Raw genomic sequence first — 18,457 nt, 5'->3', positions numbered from 1 at the left:
AGCTGCGGCTTGCCAGCGATCGCCGGCCGATGCCTCATTGCGTCCTCCGATAGGGATTGCCCAAGCATGGCCGCACCGCCGCGATGCGGTTGTCAGACGCGAGGATTGCATGCCGCATTACAACCGCATCCTGATCACCGGCGCTGCAGGGCGCCTCGGCTCGCAGCTCCGCGCCGGTCTTGCGCCGCTCGCGCAAGTGATCCGCCTGGCCGATCGCGAGCCGCTCGGCCCACTCGCCGCCCATGAGGAAGAGGCGATCTTCGATCTCGCCGACATGGAGGCGACGATCGCCGCGACGGAAGGATGCGATGCCATCGTGCATTTCGGCGGCGCGCCAACCGAGCGCGAATGGCAGGTCATCCTCGATTCCAGTATCCGCGGCTCCTATCACATCTACGAGGGCGCGCGGAAACACGGGATCAAGCGCATCGTCTACGCCTCGTCCGTCCATGCGATCGGCTTCCATGAGATCGGCGCGCATATTTCGGTCGATGCACCCGTCCGCCCCGATTGCCTCTACGGTGTCGGCAAGACCTTCGTGGAGAGCCTCAGCCGGCTCTACTGGGACAAATACGGCATCGAGACGGCATGCCTGCGCATCTTCTCGTCCTTCCCCGAGCCTGCCGATCGCCGGATGCTCTGGTCCTACCTGTCCCTCGCCGATTGCGTGCGTCTCGTCACGGCCTCGCTGACCGCGCCCTTCGTCGGGCATACGATCACATTCGGCACCTCGGACAACGCGGTGAAGGCGGTGGACAATAGTGGTGCCGGGCATCTCGGCTACCGCCCACAGGACAGCTCGGAGCCGTTCCGGGCCAAGGTCGAGGCAAAGGCGCCTGCTCTCGATCCGAAGACGCCAACCGGGCGCTATCTCGGCGGCCATTTCTGCGAGATGGCCCATCCGGACGATGAGGCAAAGGCCTGAAGGCGGAGCGTGGCGGGTTAGCTTTTACCGCCTCGCCGAGCTGGAGGAGACATCAAGCGACCACGACCGCCCTTCGGCTGGAATGGACGAGCGCGATAACGAAGACGAGCGACAGCAACAGCACGATCGTCGGCGCCGGCGCGCTGTCGAGGAAGAACGAGAGATAGACGCCGAGCAAAGATCCGATCACCGCGATCGCGACCGATGCCAGCAGCATCGTGGCAAAGCGGCGCGTCAGCAGGAAGGCGATGGCGCCGGGCGCGATCAGCATGGCGATGGCGAGAATGATGCCGACGGCTTGCAGCGCGCCGACGATGGTCAGCGAGATCAGACCGAGCAGGCCGTAATGCAGCAGCTTGACCCGCAGGCCAACCGCCTGGGCGTGCGCCGGATCGAAAGCATGCAGCAGGAAATCCTTCCACTTGATGCCGATCACGGCCGCCGTGAACAAGGCGATCGCGGCAGCGCCCGCAATATCGGCTCCGGAGACGCCGAGCATGTCGCCGAAGAGGATGTGGTCGAGATGCACGTCGGACTGAATCTTGACGTAGAGCACGAGGCCGAGCCCAAACATGCCCGAGAAGACCACGCCCATCACCGTGTCCTGCTTGATCCGGCTGTTTTCCTTCAGGAAGCCGGTCGCGGTGGCGCAGACCATGCCGGCGGCGAAGGCGCCGATCGCATAGGGAAAGCCGAAGATATAGGCGAGGACCACGCCGGGAAACACGGCGTGGCTGATCGCATCGCCCATCAGCGACCAGCCCTTCAGCACGAGGAAGCAGGACAGCAGCGCCATCGGCACGGCGACGATCGCCGAGATCACCAGCGCATTGACCATGAAGTCGAAGCGGAAGGGCGAGAGCAATGTCTCGATGACGATCATCAGCCGGCCTCCAGTTCGCAGGCGGCGCGGCGGCGGGCGGCCAGCAGGCCGTGCTTGGGCGCGAGGAAGAAGGCGATGAGGAAGACCGTCGTCTGTAGCACGACGATGATGCCGCCGGTCGCACCATCGAGAAAATAGCTGGCATAGGCACCGGTGAAGCTGGTCAGCGCGCCGATCGCGACCGCGATCATCAGCAGCCGCGGGAAACGGTCGGTCAGCAGATAGGCCGTGGCGCCGGGCGTGACCACCATGCAGATGACGAGGAAGGCACCAACCGTCTGCAGCGCCGCGACGGTCGAGGCCGAGAGCAGGGTGAAGAACATCAGCTTCAGCGCCGTCGGGTTGAGACCGATCGAGCGCGCATGGCTCTCGTCGAAGAAGGTGACCATCAGGTCCTTCCATTTGACGAGCAGGATGGCGAGCGAGACGAAGCCGATGACCGCGAGCTGGATCGTGTCGGCCGGGGTGATGGCGAGCACATTGCCGAGCACGATGGTCTGGATGTTCACCGAGGTCGGCGAGAGCGAGACCATGAACAGGCCGAGCCCGAAGAAGCTGGAGAAGATCAGGCCGATGATGGCATCTTCCTTGAGCCGCGTCCGCTGGTTCAGGAAGAGCATCGCGCCGGCCGCGAGCCCGCCGGAGAAGAAGGCACCGACCGAGAAGGGCAGCCCCAGCATGTAGGCGCCGGCCACGCCGGGCACGATCGCATGCGAGAGCGCATCGCCGATCAGCGACCAGCCCTTCAGCATCAGATAACAGGACAGGAAGGCGCAGACGCCACCGACCAGGGCCGAGACCCACATCGCGTTGCGCATGTAGCCATAGGCGAAGGGCTCGAGCAGAAGCGCGGTCATGGCCGCTCTCCGTCAGGCGTATCCGCCTCCCGGCGGGATGCCTTGCCTTCGCGCAGGATCAGCGGCCGCTCGTCATCGGTGAAGACGCCGACCGGGGCCTGCCCGTCGCGACCGGGCTCGTTCAGCACGAAATGGCGGAGCACGCCGCCGAAGGCGCGCTGCAGGTTCTCCTGCGTGAAGGTCTCCGCCGTCGGGCCAAAGGCCAGCACAGTCCCCTTGATCAGGATGGTGCGGTCGCAGAATTCCGGCACGGAGCCGAGATTATGCGTGGAGACCAGCATGACGCGGCCCTCGGCCCTGAGTTCGCGCAGCAGGGCGATGATCTGGTCCTCGGTCTTGACGTCGACGCCGGTGAAAGGCTCGTCGAGCAGGATGACCCGGCTGTCCTGGGCGAGGGCGCGCGCGAGGAAGACGCGTTTCTTCTGCCCGCCGGACAGCTCACCGATCTGGCGCTTGCGGAAGGCGCTCATGTCGACGCGCTCCAGTGCCGTCGCGACAGCCTCGTGATCCGCAGCCTTGGCGATGCGCATCATGCCCATATGGCCGTAGCGGCCCATCATCACGACATCCTCGACCAGGACGGGGAAGGTCCAGTCGACCTCCTCGGCCTGCGGGACATAGGCGATGAGATTGCGGCGCAGCGCCTCGCGCACGGTCATGCCGAGGATGCGGATGTCGCCCCTGGCCAGGCGGACGAAGCCCATGATGGCCTTGAACAGCGTCGACTTGCCGGAGCCGTTCACGCCAACGAGGGCCGCGATCGTGCCGGTGGGGATGCGGAAGCTCGCATCCCTGAGGGCGGTATGGCCATTGCGATAGGTGACGGTCGCATCGGTCACCGCGATGCCTGAGCCCTCCTCCGCGGTGGACGGAAGCGAGTAGCCGGCAACGGGAACATTCACCGCGTCAATCCCTTCGCGATCGTATCCGCCGTGACCTTGAGCAGATCGATATAGGTCGGCACGGGGCCGTCCGCCTCGCTCAGCGAATCCACGTAGAGGACGCCGCCATAGGCGGCGCCGGTCTCGCGCGCGACCTGCTGGGCCGGCTTCTCGGAGATCGTGCTCTCGGAGAAGACCACGGTGATCTTGTTCTTCCGCACGGCGTCGATGACCTTCCGGACCTGCTGCGGCGTGCCTTGCTGATCGGCATTGATGGGCCAGAGATAGAGCTCCTTCAACCCGAAATCGCGGGCCAGATAGGAAAACGCACCTTCGCTGGAGACGAGCCAGCGCTTCTCGGCGGGAACGGCGGCAAGCTCCGCCTTGATCGGATCGACCGCCGCCTTGATCCGGGCCTTGTAGGCTTCGGCATTGGCCTTGTAGGCCTCGGCGTTCTTGGGATCGTGCTTGGCGAAGGCGTCGCGGATATTGTCGACATAGATCAGCGCCGCTGCCGGCGACATCCAGGCATGCGGGTTCGGCTTGCCCTTGTAGGGCCCCTCGCTGATCCCCATCGGCTGGACGCCCTGCGAGACGACGACACTCGGGACATTCCGGAGGTTCCGGAAGAACTTCTCGAACCACAATTCGAGATTGAGGCCGTTCCAGAGGATGAGCTGCGCACCCTGCGCGCGCTGGATGTCGCCCGGCGTCGGCTGGTAGTTATGGATCTCCGCGCCCGGCTTGGTGATCGACTCGACCACAGCGACGTCACCAGCGACGTTGCGCGCGATATCGGCGATCACCGTGAAGGTCGTGACGGCCTTGAACTTCTCCTGAGCCGCGGCGGGCATGCCGCCGAAAGCGGCGACGAAAGCGGCACCCACCAAACCGATCAGAGCCGATCTACGTGAACCGAGGGCCATCGAGGCATCCTTATTGACAATGAATTGCAACAACTCATTGCTAACCCGAAGCCGCCACGGTTTGCAAGTGCGATTGATTCGCAATTAGAAATTTTCGCGCAAGCCGAATACCTCGCGGCGCTTCGGCGCCGCGAGGAAACCTTCAACGACATCGGCACGCCGACCCGCGTCGTCGCGATCGAATGACCATCGACGAAGCCGGTATGTTCGCCGGCGAGCAGGATGCCGACGAAGAGGCTCGGCCGGTAGGAGCCCGCCACCCGCTCGGCGCCGAGATACTCGAAATCGCAGCCGGTGAGATGGACGGAGGGTCGGATCGGCTCGATCCAGTAGCCGCCACGGGCGAAGGAGACGCCGGTCTGGAGCACCTGCCGCGAGGGCGGCGATCGACAGATAGACGGTGCCGTCGAGATAGGCCTCGACGTCCCGGCAGGAAATCTCGCCGCTCACAGGGAGCCGATGGTCTTCGGGATACTCGATCACGGGTCAGCTTTTATAGGTGGCCTCCAGCGGCTGAGAATCCATGTGCATTGCAACATGAATTCCATCAAGTCTTTGTTTTTGATATTGAATTATAACCCTTCGATACTGCCGCCCTCTTGGGCCTGCTCCGAAAACTGCTTCTGATCAAGTTTGGCCGGGATCGTCGCCCGTCGTCCGCCACTCCTGATCGTGGAAGGTGGCGCGACGCTGCACGGCATCGGCTTTCGGGCATCGCCGTGAGCGAATGGTTCCCTCGGCAACCCGGCATGCTACAGGGCCTGATGGCCGCCCGCTTCACCCTCGTCGAAACCAGCTCTGCCCGGCAGGAGATCAAGAGAAGCCGCTTCGTCGCGATCGCCGCGCCCGCTGCCGACGAAGCCGCGGCGAAGGCGTTCATCGCGGCACATTCCGATCCCGAGGCCAACCACAATTGCTGGGCCTGGCGCTTCGGGCAGAGCTATCGCTTCAACGATGACGGCGAGCCAAGCGGCACGGCCGGCAAGCCGATCCTCGCTGCCATCGACGGGCAGGCCCTCGACGGCGTCGCCGTCGTCGTCACGCGCTGGTTCGGCGGCATCCTGCTGGGCAGCGGCGGCCTGATCCGGGCCTATGGCGGCACGGCCGCGCTGTGCCTGCGCGAGGCCGGCAAGGTCGAGCTCGTCGAGACGGCAGCGGCGACGATCGCCTGCAGCTTCGGCGACCTGACGCGCGTCCAGGTCAGGCTTGGGGCGCTCGCGGGCGTACAAATACGCGATCAGGCCTTCACGGATACCGGCGCGGTCCTCTCGGTTTCCGCGCCGAAGGCCGACATCGATAGCCTCAGCCGGCTTGTGACGGACCTCACCAGTGGGCGGGCGTTGATTCGGTGGGACAGGTAGCGGCAGCAACCTTATTCGCGGCGGAACAATGGCAGGCCCAAGACGGTTCCCCCTCCATCGCAAGGAAGGAGGCAACAATGGGCTTGGTCGAGATCAGCGTGGTTCTGGCCTGCGCTTCGGCTTTCGGCTTCTACATCTCGGCCAAGGAAAGCTGAGCCCGGCACGAACGGCCTTCGTGATCGCTACCGCCCCTGACCTGCTCACGCATCGCTCGGCAGCAGGCGTGCACGCAAGCGCGGTGCGATCCCGTCCAGGAACGCACGGGCCTTGATGGGCAACTGGCCGTGGGCGGCATGGACGAGCTCCAGGCGATCGATGGCGAGCGCGGCATCGTGCCCGGCGTATCGATCGTCGATCTCGCCGGCCACACGCCAGGCCAGATCGGGGTGCGCATCGAGGATGGTGGCAAGAGTCTGCTGATGGTCGGGAACATGCTCTTCCATCCGTCGCTTCACCCGGTCGCGCCCGATATCGGCTTCATCTTCGAGCAGGACCCGGAGGCTGCCCGCGCGATGCGCGCCCGATTCTTCCCGCGCGCGGCCGAAGAGAAAGCCCTGATCGCGGCGACCCATATGCCGTTCCCGGGCCTCGGCCGCATCGCCTTCGACCAAGGTCGCCTGCGCTGGCTGGCTGCGGAATGGGCCCATCAAGCGTAAGGAAGCTGCCGAGCAAGGCTCGTCACACGGGTCGGGACCTTCCCGGCCCGTTGGCAATTGGAGACCATCTGATGAATCCCATCGAAATCTGGGCGTTCGGCTATGCGGTGACGCGGAGTTATCCGGCGCCCGGCCCCGTTCCCACCGGCCTCTGGCTGGACGTCGGCAAGCCCGATCAGCGGGGGCGTTTCGTGCTACCAAGGTTCGACCGGGCCGTCCTTCCCGAGCTGGCACGCTCGGTCGACGAGCCGCATACCTATATCGAGGTGCCTGCGCCCCGCGAGGTTGCCGTGCCGTTGCTGCCGGAAAACTGGACGGCACGCGAGCGCGCCTATCTCATGACGACGACGCTAAAGGCATCCGCTCCTGCCCTGCCGCCCGGGTATGAAGCGGTGACGAGCGAGGACGGCGCCGCGCTCCGGATCGACATCCGAAATGAAGGCGGGGAGCTGGCCGCGAGCGGGACGGCGGGATTGGTCGACGGCCACACCGTCTTCGACCAGATCCTGACCCAGCCCGAGCATCGGCGCCTGGGCCTCGGCACCGCCGTCATGGGCGCCCTGACGCAGCGATCACTCGAACGCGGCGCCAAACATGGTACTCTGATCGCCTCGCCGGACGGCCGGGCCCTCTATCAGACGCTCGGCTGGACGCAGTGGTCGGAGGTGACGTCCGTGATCAGCCCGGGGCGCTAGAAGGCGCTCTTCACGTGGGGCAGCCTTATCCGTCCGGGCGCCCGTAAGTTCGTAACAGCAGGAGGTCAGGCACGGCATGATGCGCAATCTCATCGCAGCAACGGTGGCCCTGCTGGCCGTGCTGGTTTCGCTGCCGGCCAACGCCCAGTTCGACGCGACACCCGGCAATGCCCCGCTCTATCCGGGCGGCCCGCGGCAGGGGCTGGGTCCGCCGTCGATCACGGACAATATGCCGGATATCCGGCTGCGTTCGAGCCAGGGAGGCATTCCGGGAGCCGGACCGCCGGTCGGGGCCGGCGCCCCCAGTCCGCGCTTCTACGAACCGAGCCCGTCATCGAGCAGGCTCTACCGCAGGGCGGAGCGCACGAGCGCCCTTGGACGCCATTGCCGGACGCCGGCACGGCAATGCGCCCTGGCCCAGCCGGCCGCACTCGGAGACGATTGCTCCTGCCGCACGTCCAAAGGGCGCCGGCAAGGTTTCGTCGTCCGCTAACCCTACGACAACGAATACCGGACCATGGAGCCGCTATCCTCCAGGCAGGAACTGCGCCGCGCCTTCAAGCGCATCGAGCGCGAACTACCTCCCCGGCTGGCCGCGGGCTTGCGCTGGCTGCGCCATCCCGAGTCCCGGCTTGTCCGCGTTCCCGCCGGCATCGCCCTGATCGCGGGCGGGATCTTCTCGTTCCTACCGCTGCTCGGCGCCTGGATGCTGCCGCTCGGCCTGCTGCTGCTCGCCGCCGACATGCCGATCCTGCAAAGGCCGATGGCGCGCTTCGCCCTGTGGTGCCTCAGCCTGCTCGATCGCTTTCGCTCGCGTCGCAAGCGCGACTGAGACCACCCGTCAGACGATCAGCTCTGCGAGAGGCAGGCGTGCGCGCGCCGGTCCGGCGCCGGGTGGAACACGGCCGAGCCGGAAGACATTAACGAGCCTGCGCCCGGCTGGCAGCGGATGACGCGCGACGAGAGCGGCGCTGCTGACCGGCCAGTCGGCGAGCACCGAGACCGGGCAGGCGCCGAGCCCTTGCGCCACGATCGCGAGCCAGGCGCGATAGAAGGCGCGGCCTGTCTCGAGCGGGTCCTCGCCCTCGGGCCGATGAAACAGCGCCATCGCGCCATGTGTGGCTTTGCTACGCTCCCGCGAGAGCGGCTCCACGAGGCCGATGCGCCGCAACCATGGAAAGAGCGGCCCCAACACGAGTGACACGCCCGTGGCTTCGATAGGCCCGAAGCCCATCGCTTGGGCATTGAGGCCATCGCGATCATAGCGCGGATCGCTGCGTGAGAGCCGCATCCAGGCAAACAGCTCGCGGCGATGCGCGTCCGCGCTGAGGAAATGGAAGCCGGCGCGATCTGCCAGCTCGGCGATATCGGCAACGGCTGGACCGGGCGGGACAAGGAGCAGGTCCGGCGCAGTCGCGAGCTTGCCAAGGGCATCCTGCAGAAGCGCGTCGATGGGCTGGAACCGGCCACGCCAGCTATGGCGACTGGCGACGGCCGCCGCAAGCGGATCGATTGGCCCTCCCGCAGCGAGTGTCAGCCGGGCGATGACGCGCAGCCCCGAGGCGTCACCCGGCCGCTCATCCATCTCCACGCGCACGATCCTGAGCCCATGCCGGCCGCAAGCCAGCGACAGCCCTTCCAGCGCCGCGCCATGCGAGAGCCTGACGTCGTGTCCGCTCGGGTCCGCCACCGGCACACGCCGCCGCTCATCCTCCAGCAACAGCACCGCATCCGCCGCGAGCAGGCGCCAGCGTGTCGGTTGGATATTATGGACGCTCGGCGCGAGGCTCGCCTCGGCAATCAACGTCCGGAAAAGATCGCTATCGAGCATCGTTCAACCTCGCAGGGGCTTGGCGAAGAGATGCAAACGATGCAGCGGTTTCGCACCGGCCTTCTCGGCCTGCCGCAGGCTCGGCCCGTTGACGTCGGCGATCCAGGTGCCGCCGAGCTCGGTATAGCCGGCGGCCTTGAGCGCGCTCGCCACCTTGAACAGCATCGCGCCGTTCAGGCCGCGATTGTGGAAGGCGCGACTGACCGACTGATAGACGATGACCGCGCGCCGGTTCGTCCAACGATGCCGCAGGAAGCGGAACGGGAAGCTCAGGCCCATGCGGCCGCCCACCGCCTTCACCAGCGGGTTGAGGTCGGGGATGGCGATGATCGCGCCGACCGGCTCGCCCTTGTGGTGGACGACGGTCGAGATGCGCTTGTCGATGACCCACATCATGTCGCCGGCCTGGAAACGGTACTCCTCGGCGGTCGGGGCTACGAACATCGGGTTGGCGTCAAAGCCGTCATTGAGGATCAGCCGGGAATCCTCCAACCGTTCGGCGAAATGGCGGCGGTCGATCGGCATCCAGCGATAATCGGGATCGGCGAGGATCTCCTGCTGCTTCGGCCCGAGCAGCCCAAGCGGATCGATATCCGCGAGGTCGATCCGGAAGGTCGTCATCGGGAAGGCCGGGGCATAGCCGTTCGCTTCGAGCAGGCGCGCGATATGCGGCGGGCTCCAGAGCATGTCGGTGAAGGGCGCGTTCCCGAAACCACCGGTGACGACACCGGCCTGCTGCATCGCGGTGAGATTGAAGTTGCCGACGAGTTCCGTCATGCCGCGCTCGCGCGCCCATGCCTCCACCGCGCCGAGCAGGGCGGCGGCGATCTCGGGATCATCCGCGCAGTCGAAATAGCCGAACTGCGCACGCATCGTGCCGTGCCGGGCATTGGAGGCGTCGTGGATCGCCGCGACGATACGGCCGAGCGGCCGGCCGTCGCGCAACGCCGTGAACAGTTCGAAGCGGCCATGGCCCTGCGTCACCAGCGGGTTTCTGGCGGGATCGAGCATGCGGTCGAAATCGGACCACATCGGCGGAACGTAGGGGCTGCCGGCCGGATAGGCGTTTGCCGTGACGGCGAAGGCGGCCTTGCGGTCGTTGCCGCGGATCTCGATCATGCGCGTGCCTCGCTCGGTGCCGTCGCGAGCAGGCGGCGCACCAGCGCCAACGCCGTCTCGGTCGCAGGATCGGCCGAGACCACCGGCACGGTCACCAGAAGCAGGTCGAGCGGCGCCTCGCCCAGCACGAGCAGGTGGCTCGCGGCATGGGAGGCCATCAGCGCGGCCAGGCGTTCGGCTGCCGGGTCGGTCGGCGGCCAGGGCCAGCCGCGGCCGGAGGCATGGAGCACACCGATGCTGTGCAAGGCCGGTCGCAGGATGGCTGGATCGTACTCAGCGAGTGCGGTCTCGTCTAGCCGGCGGGCGCTTGTGAAGAGCGGATGGGCCGCGATCTGAGCGATCAAGGCCTCGCGCGTACCGGCCTTCGACCGGGCGAGCGAGTCGAGCACGCCGGGCGCCTCTGCGTCGAAGGAACTCGACAGCGCATCGACCGCCAGCGCGATGGCCAGCACGCCGGCCAGAGCCACGGCGCAGAGCCGCGCGATATGGGCGAAGCCGGCATCGGGCGTGACAAGCGCGGCCGCGAAGCCAAGCAACAGCGCTCCGGCGACGCGCAGGCTCAACATCGCTGCCCGTTGTCGCCGGGCCGGCGCGGCGCCGCCCGCAACCAGCAGGATCGAGACCAAGAGCAAGGCGCCGACACCGCCGAGCCTGACCGGTATGCCCGGCAGCAATTCGCGGAAATCGCTGAGCGCGAAGGGCAGGATCAGGAAGGCGCAGAGCCCGAGCCGCCAGACGCTCGTATTCTCGGACGCCGTCAGCGAGGCCTGGTCGCGGCGGAACAGCAGCATGCCGCAGAAGGCGAGGGTCAGGAGCTGGAAACCGGCGAGCGCCAGATCGTAGACTGCTCCGGGGTCGTCGAGGCCGATGAGGCTGGCGAGGACGAGCAGGAGCGAACCGGCAAGCACCGCGATCTTGCCCGGGCGTGGCGCGTGCCGGCGCAGCATGCCCTCGGTCACGATCAGGGCGCCGAGCGGGAACAGGGCGGCGCAGGCCAGCGCCAGCCGGCCGAGCAACACGCTGCCGCTCCACCAGCCCAATGCCCGCAGCGTGAAGAGCGCGGCGACCAATCCCATCGCGACGAGGAAGCGCCGAGCCAACGCGCCGCGCGGGTCGCGACGGCGCAAGGTCACCATGGCGACGGCGAGCCCGAGCGCGCCGCAGAGATCGACGATCGAATCCGCCACCAGGCCCGGATTGGCGAAGCCGCCGGTCATGGACCCGCCACCATCTTGGCCAGCGCCCGCGCCACGAAGGGCTTGAGCAGCGCCGCGACCGGTGTCGGCCAGGGCCGCTCAACTGCCGGCCGGTAGGGGTTGAAGAACCAGCCGCGGCAATCGATGCCGGTGCGCCGGTCCAGCGTGAGCGCGATCGCCTCATAGGCCATCATCATGCCGGTGGTGATCACCATCGGCGCGAAGGACATGCGGCTGCGCCGCCCGGCCGCGACCTCGCCGGCGATGGCGAGATCGACATGGTGACGCGAGCGCGAATGCAGCATGACATGCGTGACCTCGCAGAGCATGGCGGCACGCTTGTCGTCCTCGGACAGCGTCCGCCAATCCTTGCCGATAGTCGGGAAGCCCAGCCGCTCCTCCGGGCGGGGATCATCGGGGCGCACCACGATCACCGAGGGCAACGGCGCCATATAGGCGTCGATCACGGCCGCGCCCGCTGTCTTCGCCGTACGGTAGAGATGCAAGCCCGCGGCGATGTCGTCCATGCCGTTGACGATCACCTTGCATCGCCCTGCGATCTCAGGCAGCCGCTCGACCCATTCGGCGCCGAGCACCTCGATCTCGATTTCGGGATTGATCGCGCGCGCGGCCTCGGCCGCCGCTTCCGCCTTCGGCCGGCCGATCGTGCCGGCATGGGCGAAGACCTGCCGGTTCAGGTTCGAGATCTCGAAGACGTCGATATCGGCGATGACGAAACGGCCGATCCCGGCCCGGACCAGCGCCATGAAAGCCGCCCCGCCCATGCCGCCCACGCCGCAGACGAAAATCGTCGCCACCCGCAATTTCGCCTGCTCGGCCTCGGAGACGAAGCCGATATTGCGGGTGGCGAAGAGGTCGTAGCTGAAGCCGGGGATCATGGTTTCGACCTCGATGGGCGCGGACGCAGCGTACCGAAACGGCGGGTGTCGTCGAGCCAGTGCACCAGCGGCAAGAGCAGGCGCTGCACCAGCAGGAAGGCCGAGGCACCGATCAGCCCCGGCAGCGAGGCGCGCGGCACCTGGCCGAGCAGGTAGCGCCGCGCCGCCGCGAGGTCCATGCGGCCAAGCTGGAGCACGTCGTCGCCGCGCGCGTAATCGAGCTTGTCGCGGCAGAAGGCGTTGTAGCGCTCCTCGCGGTGATGCGTTGCCTGCTCGAAGCTCTTCTTCAGGTCGTCCGAGCCGCCGGTATAGGCGTCCGTGATGATCGAATTCGTCTCGTCGAAGCCGGCTTCGGGGCCGACGCCGAAGACATGGCGGTGATCGCGCATGATCTGCCGCGCGAGCGTCAGATGCGCGAAGCTCTGGCGGCTGCCGGGATCGGGCGAGGGATACACCTCGGAAAAGGTCTCGCAGACCATGCCGACCACGCCCGGCACCTGCGTCACGTTCGAAATCCAGCGCGGGCGTAGGCCGCCACGGACGAAGAGCACGAGCACGGTCAGGCCGTAGAGCACCCAGGAGAGGCCGCGGCCGCGCACCTCGGGATCGACCATGACGAGGCCGAGATGCGTGACTTGCTCGGGCTCGCCAGCGAGCGTGAGCGGCATCTGGGCCAGTGCGTTGAAGGCGATCGGCCGGCCGGTCGCCGTCTCGCTGATCAAGGTGATGATGCTCTGGCTGAGACGCTCGCGCTCGCCGGAGAAGACGCCATAGGTCAGCGCGCCCTGCGCCAGCGTCCGCCCCGCGACCGTCCGCAACTGCTCGACCAGCGCGGCCAGCTCCGCATCATCGAGCACGGTACCGGGCCGCTCGATGATGCGGGTCTGCTGGCCCGGCGCCGTCGCCAGCGTCAGGTCGAGCGTCGGCCGGGTCAGCGCCTTCAGCCAGAAGCCGAGCATCAGGCCACCACCGGGGCGGGCGCGACTGCCCGCTCCTTGACCAGCCGAGCGATGCCGGCGAAGTCGAGCTTGCCGGAGCCGAGCACCGGCACGGCCGGCACCACCACGACCTCGGCGGGGATCATCAGGTCCGCCGCGCCCCTACTCTTGGCGAAGGCCTGGAAGGCGGCGCGCGTCGCGTCTCTCTGCTGGGTCACCAGCACCAGCCGCTCGCCCTTGCGGGCATCGGGGAGGCTCGCGACGCCGGAGAGAACGCCCGGCCAGCATTCGGCGGCGAGCGCCTCGACCGCGGCGAGCGAGACCATCTCGCCGGCGATCTTGGCGAAGCGCTTGGCCCGGCCCTTGATGGTGACGAAGCCGTCCTTGTCGATCGCGACGATGTCACCGGTATCGTGCCAGCCTTCGGGCGGCGGTTCGAGCACGCCGGGATTCTCGGACTTCAGATAGCCCAGCATGATGTTGGGACCGCGCACATGCAGGCGGCCGCCTTCCTCGACGCCCGGCATCGGCTCGAGCCTGGCCTCCATGCCCGGCATGATCCGGCCGACCGTGCCGAAGCGGTTGAACATCGGCGTGTTCAGCGCCAGCACCGGCGCGGTCTCGGTGACGCCATAGCCTTCTAGGATGCGCAGGCCGAACTTCTCCGCATAGGTCCGCCGCGTCGTGTCCTTCACCGGCTCGGCGCCGGCCACGATATAGCGCAGCGAGCGTAGGTCGTAAGGGTGTGCGGCGCGGGCATAGCCGGTGAGGAAGGTGTCGGTGCCGAACAGGATCGTCGCGTTCGAGCCGTAGACCAGCTCCGGCACCATTCGGTAGTGCAGCGGCGAGGGATAGAGATAGACCGGCACGCCCGAGACCAGCGGCAGGATGAGCCCGGCCGTCAGACCGAAGGAGTGGAAGACCGGTAAGACGTTGAAGACCTTGTCGCGCCGGCCGAAATCGATGCGCGCCGCAGCCTGCGCCGCATTGGCCAGCATGTTGCTGTTGCTGAGCACGACGCCCTTGGGCGCGCCTTCCGAACCCGAGGTGAACAGGATCGCGGCGCGGTCCGAACCCTTTGCGGGCTCGATCGCCTCGCCATAGCGCCAGAGCGCCCAGAGCTTGTCGGCGGTCGAGACGGTGGCACGGACATCCTCAAGGTAGACGATCTTCACCTCGGCCGAGAGCGCCTCGATCAGCGGCCCCATCCTGCCCTTCTCGACGAAGGCGCGCGAGGTCACGATCGTGCGGACCTGCGCTCCCTTGCAGGCGGCGGCGATATTGCCGGCGCCGGCCGTGAAATTGATCATCGCCGGTACGCGCGCCGCCGACATCAGGCCGAGCAGCGTCACCGCCGCGCCATTGGCATTGGGCAGCATCACGCCGATTGCCTCGCCCCTGGCCGCCAGCGGCATGAGCTTGCGGCCGAGCACCTCGGCGCCGATCAGCAGGCGCTTGTAGGTGAGCGTGCCGGTGATCGGATCCTCGACCGCGACGCGGCCCTTGCCGTTGAGCTTCGCGGCTTCGGCCACCGCCTCGAAGACGCTGCGATCGATATCGGTGGTCTTGAAGATCAGGTCCGACATGATCTGGTAGAGCGCAGCGCCCGCCGCCTGGCGGCGCGGCTTGCCCTTGAGCGCGTCGGGCACGGTCAACGTGACGGGATCGAGCACGGTGACGCGCACCTTGGGGAACCAGCGGCGGCGAACCTGCTCGCGGGTCAGGGGCGAGAAGATCGTCGCTTCCAGTCCCTCGATGCGGACGGGCACGATCGGCACGCCGGATTTCTCGGCGATCATGCCGACGCCGTCATAGACCTTCATCAGGCTGCCGGTGACGGTGAGGCGCCCTTCCGGGAAGATCACCAGGCTCTCACCGTTCTTGACCGCATTGATCAGCGAGCGCGTCGCCAGAGGGCGCGAGGGATCGAGCGGCATGGCCCGCGTCAGCTTCAGGAAAGGCTTTACCCACCAGCGCTGGGCGATGCCGTGGTCGATGGCGAAGACCGGCTCCTTGTCGAGGATCGAGAGCGCCAGCGCCGCGTCGAGGAAAGAGACATGGTTCAGCGCGATGATGGCGTTGTCGCCGGCCTTGGCAATGTTCTCGCGGCCGGTGACCTCGACGCGGTAAAAGGCGCGGAACAGGATCGAGAGGAAATCGCTGAGCGGGTTGGTCGGCAGCGTCCGGAAGATCCAGACGGAGGCTGCAATGGTCAGGATGCCGATCAGCAGGAAGAGATGGCTCAGCGTCAGGCCCGCCGCCTGCAGCAGGGCGACGACCGCGGCACCGGCGACCATGAAGGCGGCCGAGAGCACGTTGACGGCGGCGACGATGCGGGCGCGCTTCTCGGCCGGCGCCCAGGCCTGGGTCGCGGCGAAGGAGGGCACGATGAAGATGCCGCCGGCGATGGCGAGGCCGGCGAGGTCGATGCCGACGCGCCATGCCGACGTATTACCGAAGAAGGCATCGAGATCCTGCGCCGGCTGATGCGCGATAATGCCGGAAACGGCCCAGCCGAGATCGAGCGCGAACAGGCCCATTACGATGCCGGCGACCGGCACGGGCAGGAGCACGATGCGCCCGCTCGCCAGGAAGGAACCGATGCCGGAACCGATGGCGATCGCTATCGCGAAGGTGGCGAGATAGGCCGAGACGACCATCTCCGTGCCGCCCATGCCGTTCTTCACCAGCGCCGGCAGCAGTGCCATCACCACGGCGCCGATCAGCCAGAAGAGCGAGACCATGACGCCGGTGCGCCACAAGCGTGCATCGGCCCAGAGATCTTTCAGGAGGTCGCGGGTCGAGCGCAGGATGTTGCGGTCGATCGCGAGATCGGGCGCGGCTGGCCCGGTCTTCGGAATGAACAGGGTCGCGAACCAGCAGGCGAGCGCGAAGACCATGATGAGCAGGCTGAGCTGGGCAGCGTCGCCGCCCTCGCGCGCCGTCAGGCCGCCGGCGATGGTGCCGAGCAGGATCGCGATGAAGGTCGCGCCCTCGATCAGCGCGTTGCCGGCCGGCAATTCCTCGCGTTTCAGGTGATCCGGCAGGATGCCGTATTTGATCGGCCCGAACAGGGCGGCGATGACGCCGAACAGGAAGAGCGCGACGAAGAGCATCGGCACGGAATGGAGCGTGAAACCGAGCGCCGCGACGCCGGCCGCGCCGATCTCGGCGAGCTTCAGACGCTGCGCCATCATCGCCTTGTCGAAGCGGTCGGCCATCTGGCCGCCGATGCCGGAGAGCAGGAAGAACGGCGCGATGAAGAGCCCGCCCGCCAAGGTCACCAGCGCTTCGCCATGCGAACCCGCAAGCCGGTAGAGGATGATGAAGACCAGCGCGTTCTTGAGGAAATTATCGTTGAAGGCGGAGAAGAACTGCGCCCAGAACAGCGGCGCGAAGCGCCTCTTCAGCATCAAGGTGTCGAACATCATGCGCTCGCAACGGTTCGAGGGAGGTTCGCATCGCCTTGCCAAGCAATCCTTGCCGCCGGCGGGCGATGCGATCTTGCGGTTAAGCGGGACTTACCGGCCGTGCCTCAAAGCACCGGCTTGCCGGCATCCATCAGCAGACGCTCGGTGCGGGCATCCTCGATGCGGTTCACAAGCTTCGCGGCCTCGTGCATGTCGCGCACGGTCTTGGTCATGGTGATGCAGGACTGGACGAGCATGACGCAGCCCATGGCGAGATAGCCCTTGGCCCACCAGTCGAGCGGCAGGAACAGGATGCCGGAGCCGACCATCGCGGCGGCGGCGAGGAACGAGGCGTAGGTGAAGCTGACCCAGGCGCCACTATGGGGCTGAACGTTCTGGTTCATGACGGCGATCTCCCGTTTGAAATGCGATTGTTGCGATCAGTTGGCTGGAGCGGCCGTACGGCTGCGCAGCCGCTCCAGCACGTCCTCGGCAGTAGTCCGCAATCGGGGGCCGAAGCCCTTGGCGGCAAGCTTTTCGGTTACGGAGGCCGCTGCCGCGCCATCGAGTTCGTCGAGTGCCGTCTCTGCGGCTTCCGCCTCGACCTGACGCTCGCGCAGCCGCTTCAGCGTCTGCTCGGCCTCGGCCAGCGTCGCCTCATGCGCCGGGCCGGGCTCGATCCGGCCCTGCCGCATCTGGCGCACGGCTTCCGAGGCACGGGCAAGGCGCCGGCCACGATCGAGCTCGGCGATCCGGGCCTGAGCCTGGGCGACATGCCGGCGCAGGCGGAGGATCTCTGCCGCGAAGAGCGCCTGCGCGCTCGCGGCAGCATTACGGTCGGCCTCCAGCGCGGCGATCGCCTCGGCGCCTTCGCGGGCGAGACCGTCATTGCTGGCCGCCAGCGCCGCGGCGACACGGCTTTCAAGATCGGCGATGCGGGCATTGCCGGCCGCGAGGCGCTCGGCCTCCTGCCGGTCCTGCGCGATCGCAATAGCCAGTGCCTTCTTGGCGCGTTCGAAGGCGGCGGCAGCGTCCCGCATCTGCTGGTCGAGGATCAGGAGCGCGTTGCGATCGACGAAGCGTTCCCCGGCAATGGCGGCGTCGCCGCGGACGAAGGTGAGAAACATCTTGAGCATTGGCTTTCCCCTGCTATGAACATCGTTCATAAATTGATTGGTAGCGCATCCTTGAACATCGTTCAATACAAATATTGAACGATGTTCAAGGGTATGAAAAACGACCACGGCGAGAGCGAAGAGATGACCACCACGGCGGCGCGACGGGACCGGCAGCGCGAGCAATTGATCGAAGCGGCGGAACGGGCCATCGCCGAGAAGGGCCTCGCGGGCCTGAAGGCGCGCGAGCTCGCCCAGGAGATCGGTTGCTCGCTCGGCGCGATCTACAATCTCGTCGCGGATATGGACGAGCTCGTCCTGCGCGTCGGCTCGCGCACGCTCGCCCGGCTCGACGCGACGCTAAGTGCAGCGTCTCCGCCCGCCTCGTCACAGGATGAGGCTAGCGAGGCGCTCGTCGCAGTCGCCCTCGCCTATTGCGCCTTCGCCCGCGACAACCTTCAGCTCTGGCGCGTGCTGTTCGAGCACCGGATGGCCGAGGGCTCGACCGTACCCGACTGGGCGGTCACCGAGCAGATGACGATGTTCCGGCACATCCTCCAGCCGCTTGTCCTGCTGGTGCCGGATCGCAGCGAGGAGGACAGGAACCTGCTCGGCCGGACGCTGTTCTCGGCGGTCCATGGTGTCATCGCGATCGGGCTGGAGGAAAAGCTGATCGCCGTGCCCCGCCGCGAGCTTGACCGCCAGATCGAAGGGCTGGTGCGCCTGGCCTGCCGCGGCCTCGCCGCCGCGAATTGAAGCTCCGAT

Annotated in this window: 19 protein-coding genes and 1 pseudogene; 8 read left to right on the top strand and 12 right to left on the bottom strand. The window is 67.0% G+C overall.

The window, feature by feature from the left end:
• The first annotated feature begins 109 nt into the window (after positions 1 to 109).
• A complete protein-coding gene (locus tag NUV79_RS16440) occupies positions 110 to 925 on the top strand; it encodes an NAD-dependent epimerase/dehydratase family protein (protein ID WP_257734171.1) in 816 nt (271 codons plus the stop codon).
• 52 nt (positions 926 to 977) lie between these two features.
• Here NUV79_RS16440 and NUV79_RS16435 read toward each other — a convergent pair whose 3' ends face one another.
• The 4 genes from NUV79_RS16435 to NUV79_RS16420 are packed head-to-tail and all read right to left on the bottom strand — an operon-like array spanning position 978 to position 4,472.
• Positions 978 to 1,808, bottom strand: a complete 831-nt coding sequence (locus NUV79_RS16435) for a metal ABC transporter permease (RefSeq protein ID WP_257734170.1) — start codon at positions 1,806 to 1,808, stop codon at positions 978 to 980.
• Entirely contained in the window at positions 1,808 to 2,665 is an 858-nt protein-coding gene (gene sitC / locus NUV79_RS16430) for an iron/manganese ABC transporter permease subunit SitC (RefSeq protein WP_257734169.1), read from the bottom strand. The genes NUV79_RS16435 and sitC overlap by 1 nt, the downstream gene beginning before the upstream one ends.
• Positions 2,662 to 3,567, bottom strand: a complete 906-nt coding sequence (locus tag NUV79_RS16425; RefSeq protein WP_308218213.1) for a manganese/iron ABC transporter ATP-binding protein — start codon at positions 3,565 to 3,567, stop codon at positions 2,662 to 2,664. The genes sitC and NUV79_RS16425 overlap by 4 nt, the downstream gene beginning before the upstream one ends.
• Positions 3,564 to 4,472 carry a metal ABC transporter substrate-binding protein gene (locus NUV79_RS16420; RefSeq protein WP_308218212.1) on the bottom strand — a complete coding sequence of 303 codons (909 nt, stop codon included), beginning with the start codon at positions 4,470 to 4,472 and terminating at the stop codon, positions 3,564 to 3,566. Before NUV79_RS16420 ends, NUV79_RS16425 begins: the two co-directional genes overlap by 4 nt.
• Positions 4,473 to 4,496: 24 nt before the next feature.
• Between NUV79_RS16420 and NUV79_RS16415 the strand changes: the two genes are divergently transcribed.
• The 6 genes and pseudogenes from NUV79_RS16415 (at position 4,497) to NUV79_RS16390 (ending at position 8,016) form a co-directional block, all read left to right on the top strand.
• Entirely contained in the window at positions 4,497 to 4,658 is a 162-nt protein-coding gene (locus NUV79_RS16415; RefSeq protein WP_257734168.1) for a hypothetical protein, read from the top strand.
• Positions 4,659 to 5,221: 563 nt separating this feature from the next.
• Positions 5,222 to 5,833 (top strand): IMPACT family protein, encoded by a 612-nt coding sequence (locus NUV79_RS16410; protein ID WP_257734167.1) that lies wholly within the window; start codon positions 5,222 to 5,224, stop codon positions 5,831 to 5,833.
• 302 nt (positions 5,834 to 6,135) lie between these two features.
• A pseudogene (locus NUV79_RS16405) lies at positions 6,136 to 6,489 on the top strand (MBL fold metallo-hydrolase); the annotation flags it as partial.
• Positions 6,490 to 6,560: 71 nt separating this feature from the next.
• Positions 6,561 to 7,184, top strand: coding sequence for a GNAT family N-acetyltransferase (locus tag NUV79_RS16400; RefSeq protein ID WP_257734166.1), 624 nt, complete (start codon positions 6,561 to 6,563; stop codon positions 7,182 to 7,184).
• 76 nt (positions 7,185 to 7,260) lie between these two features.
• Positions 7,261 to 7,677 (top strand): hypothetical protein, encoded by a 417-nt coding sequence (locus NUV79_RS16395; protein ID WP_257734165.1) that lies wholly within the window; start codon positions 7,261 to 7,263, stop codon positions 7,675 to 7,677.
• Positions 7,678 to 7,701: 24 nt separating this feature from the next.
• Positions 7,702 to 8,016 (top strand): hypothetical protein, encoded by a 315-nt coding sequence (locus NUV79_RS16390; protein ID WP_257734164.1) that lies wholly within the window; start codon positions 7,702 to 7,704, stop codon positions 8,014 to 8,016.
• A 9-nt stretch (positions 8,017 to 8,025) separates the two neighbouring features.
• Here NUV79_RS16390 and NUV79_RS16385 read toward each other — a convergent pair whose 3' ends face one another.
• The 8 genes from NUV79_RS16385 to NUV79_RS16350 all read right to left on the bottom strand — a co-directional run bounded on the left by NUV79_RS16385 (position 8,026) and on the right by NUV79_RS16350 (position 17,713).
• Complete coding sequence (locus NUV79_RS16385) at positions 8,026 to 9,015, bottom strand: nitroreductase family protein (RefSeq protein WP_257734163.1); 990 nt, start codon at positions 9,013 to 9,015, stop codon at positions 8,026 to 8,028.
• 3 nt (positions 9,016 to 9,018) lie between these two features.
• The gene (locus NUV79_RS16380) at positions 9,019 to 10,134 is read right to left on the bottom strand and encodes a GNAT family N-acetyltransferase (protein WP_257734162.1); all 1,116 of its coding nucleotides are present in this window, start codon (positions 10,132 to 10,134) and stop codon (positions 9,019 to 9,021) included.
• Positions 10,131 to 11,351: a hypothetical protein gene (locus NUV79_RS16375; protein WP_257734161.1), complete on the bottom strand. Its 1,221-nt coding sequence runs from the start codon at positions 11,349 to 11,351 to the stop codon at positions 10,131 to 10,133. Before NUV79_RS16375 ends, NUV79_RS16380 begins: the two co-directional genes overlap by 4 nt.
• A complete protein-coding gene (locus tag NUV79_RS16370; RefSeq protein ID WP_257734160.1) occupies positions 11,348 to 12,229 on the bottom strand; it encodes a ThiF family adenylyltransferase in 882 nt (293 codons plus the stop codon). Before NUV79_RS16370 ends, NUV79_RS16375 begins: the two co-directional genes overlap by 4 nt.
• Positions 12,226 to 13,188, bottom strand: a complete 963-nt coding sequence (locus NUV79_RS16365; RefSeq protein WP_257734159.1) for a hypothetical protein — start codon at positions 13,186 to 13,188, stop codon at positions 12,226 to 12,228. Before NUV79_RS16365 ends, NUV79_RS16370 begins: the two co-directional genes overlap by 4 nt.
• Positions 13,188 to 16,595 (bottom strand): acyl-[ACP]--phospholipid O-acyltransferase, encoded by a 3,408-nt coding sequence (locus NUV79_RS16360; protein WP_257734158.1) that lies wholly within the window; start codon positions 16,593 to 16,595, stop codon positions 13,188 to 13,190. The genes NUV79_RS16365 and NUV79_RS16360 overlap by 1 nt, the downstream gene beginning before the upstream one ends.
• 107 nt (positions 16,596 to 16,702) lie before the next feature.
• Entirely contained in the window at positions 16,703 to 16,981 is a 279-nt protein-coding gene (locus tag NUV79_RS16355) for a YiaA/YiaB family inner membrane protein (RefSeq protein WP_257734157.1), read from the bottom strand.
• Between the two features lie 36 nt (positions 16,982 to 17,017).
• The gene (locus NUV79_RS16350) at positions 17,018 to 17,713 is read right to left on the bottom strand and encodes a PspA/IM30 family protein (protein ID WP_257734156.1); all 696 of its coding nucleotides are present in this window, start codon (positions 17,711 to 17,713) and stop codon (positions 17,018 to 17,020) included.
• A gap of 123 nt (positions 17,714 to 17,836) precedes the next feature.
• On the opposite strand from NUV79_RS16350, the gene NUV79_RS16345 reads away from it, so the two are divergent.
• The gene (locus NUV79_RS16345) at positions 17,837 to 18,448 is read left to right on the top strand and encodes a TetR/AcrR family transcriptional regulator (RefSeq protein ID WP_257734287.1); all 612 of its coding nucleotides are present in this window, start codon (positions 17,837 to 17,839) and stop codon (positions 18,446 to 18,448) included.
• Positions 18,449 to 18,457: the final 9 nt, after the last annotated feature.

It is taken from the genome of Allobosea sp. 47.2.35 (assembly GCF_024655635.1).
Lineage (GTDB): Bacteria > Pseudomonadota > Alphaproteobacteria > Rhizobiales > Beijerinckiaceae > Allobosea.
Note: the sequence above shows the minus strand (reverse complement) of the source record. Positions and strands in the feature narration are given on the sequence as shown.

Bases quoted from the DNA above. Each gene is read 5' to 3' on its own strand.
- NUV79_RS16355 (WP_257734157.1), bottom strand. From the start codon at position 16,981: ATGAACCAGAACGTTCAGCCCCATAGTGGCGCCTGGGTCAGCTTCACC.
- NUV79_RS16345 (WP_257734287.1), top strand. From the start codon at position 17,837: ATGACCACCACGGCGGCGCGACGGGACCGGCAGCGCGAGCAATTGATC.
- NUV79_RS16370 (WP_257734160.1), bottom strand. From the start codon at position 12,229: ATGATCCCCGGCTTCAGCTACGACCTCTTCGCCACCCGCAATATCGGC.
- NUV79_RS16435 (WP_257734170.1), bottom strand. From the start codon at position 1,808: ATGATCGTCATCGAGACATTGCTCTCGCCCTTCCGCTTCGACTTCATG.
- NUV79_RS16400 (WP_257734166.1), top strand. From the start codon at position 6,561: ATGAATCCCATCGAAATCTGGGCGTTCGGCTATGCGGTGACGCGGAGT.
- NUV79_RS16410 (WP_257734167.1), top strand. From the start codon at position 5,222: ATGCTACAGGGCCTGATGGCCGCCCGCTTCACCCTCGTCGAAACCAGC.
- NUV79_RS16350 (WP_257734156.1), bottom strand. From the start codon at position 17,713: ATGCTCAAGATGTTTCTCACCTTCGTCCGCGGCGACGCCGCCATTGCC.
- NUV79_RS16385 (WP_257734163.1), bottom strand. From the start codon at position 9,015: ATGCTCGATAGCGATCTTTTCCGGACGTTGATTGCCGAGGCGAGCCTC.
- NUV79_RS16360 (WP_257734158.1), bottom strand. From the start codon at position 16,595: ATGTTCGACACCTTGATGCTGAAGAGGCGCTTCGCGCCGCTGTTCTGG.
- NUV79_RS16420 (WP_308218212.1), bottom strand. From the start codon at position 4,472: ATGGCCCTCGGTTCACGTAGATCGGCTCTGATCGGTTTGGTGGGTGCC.
- NUV79_RS16395 (WP_257734165.1), top strand. From the start codon at position 7,261: ATGATGCGCAATCTCATCGCAGCAACGGTGGCCCTGCTGGCCGTGCTG.
- NUV79_RS16375 (WP_257734161.1), bottom strand. From the start codon at position 11,351: ATGACCGGCGGCTTCGCCAATCCGGGCCTGGTGGCGGATTCGATCGTC.
- NUV79_RS16365 (WP_257734159.1), bottom strand. From the start codon at position 13,188: ATGCTCGGCTTCTGGCTGAAGGCGCTGACCCGGCCGACGCTCGACCTG.
- NUV79_RS16390 (WP_257734164.1), top strand. From the start codon at position 7,702: ATGGAGCCGCTATCCTCCAGGCAGGAACTGCGCCGCGCCTTCAAGCGC.
- NUV79_RS16380 (WP_257734162.1), bottom strand. From the start codon at position 10,134: ATGATCGAGATCCGCGGCAACGACCGCAAGGCCGCCTTCGCCGTCACG.
- sitC (WP_257734169.1), bottom strand. From the start codon at position 2,665: ATGACCGCGCTTCTGCTCGAGCCCTTCGCCTATGGCTACATGCGCAAC.
- NUV79_RS16440 (WP_257734171.1), top strand. From the start codon at position 110: ATGCCGCATTACAACCGCATCCTGATCACCGGCGCTGCAGGGCGCCTC.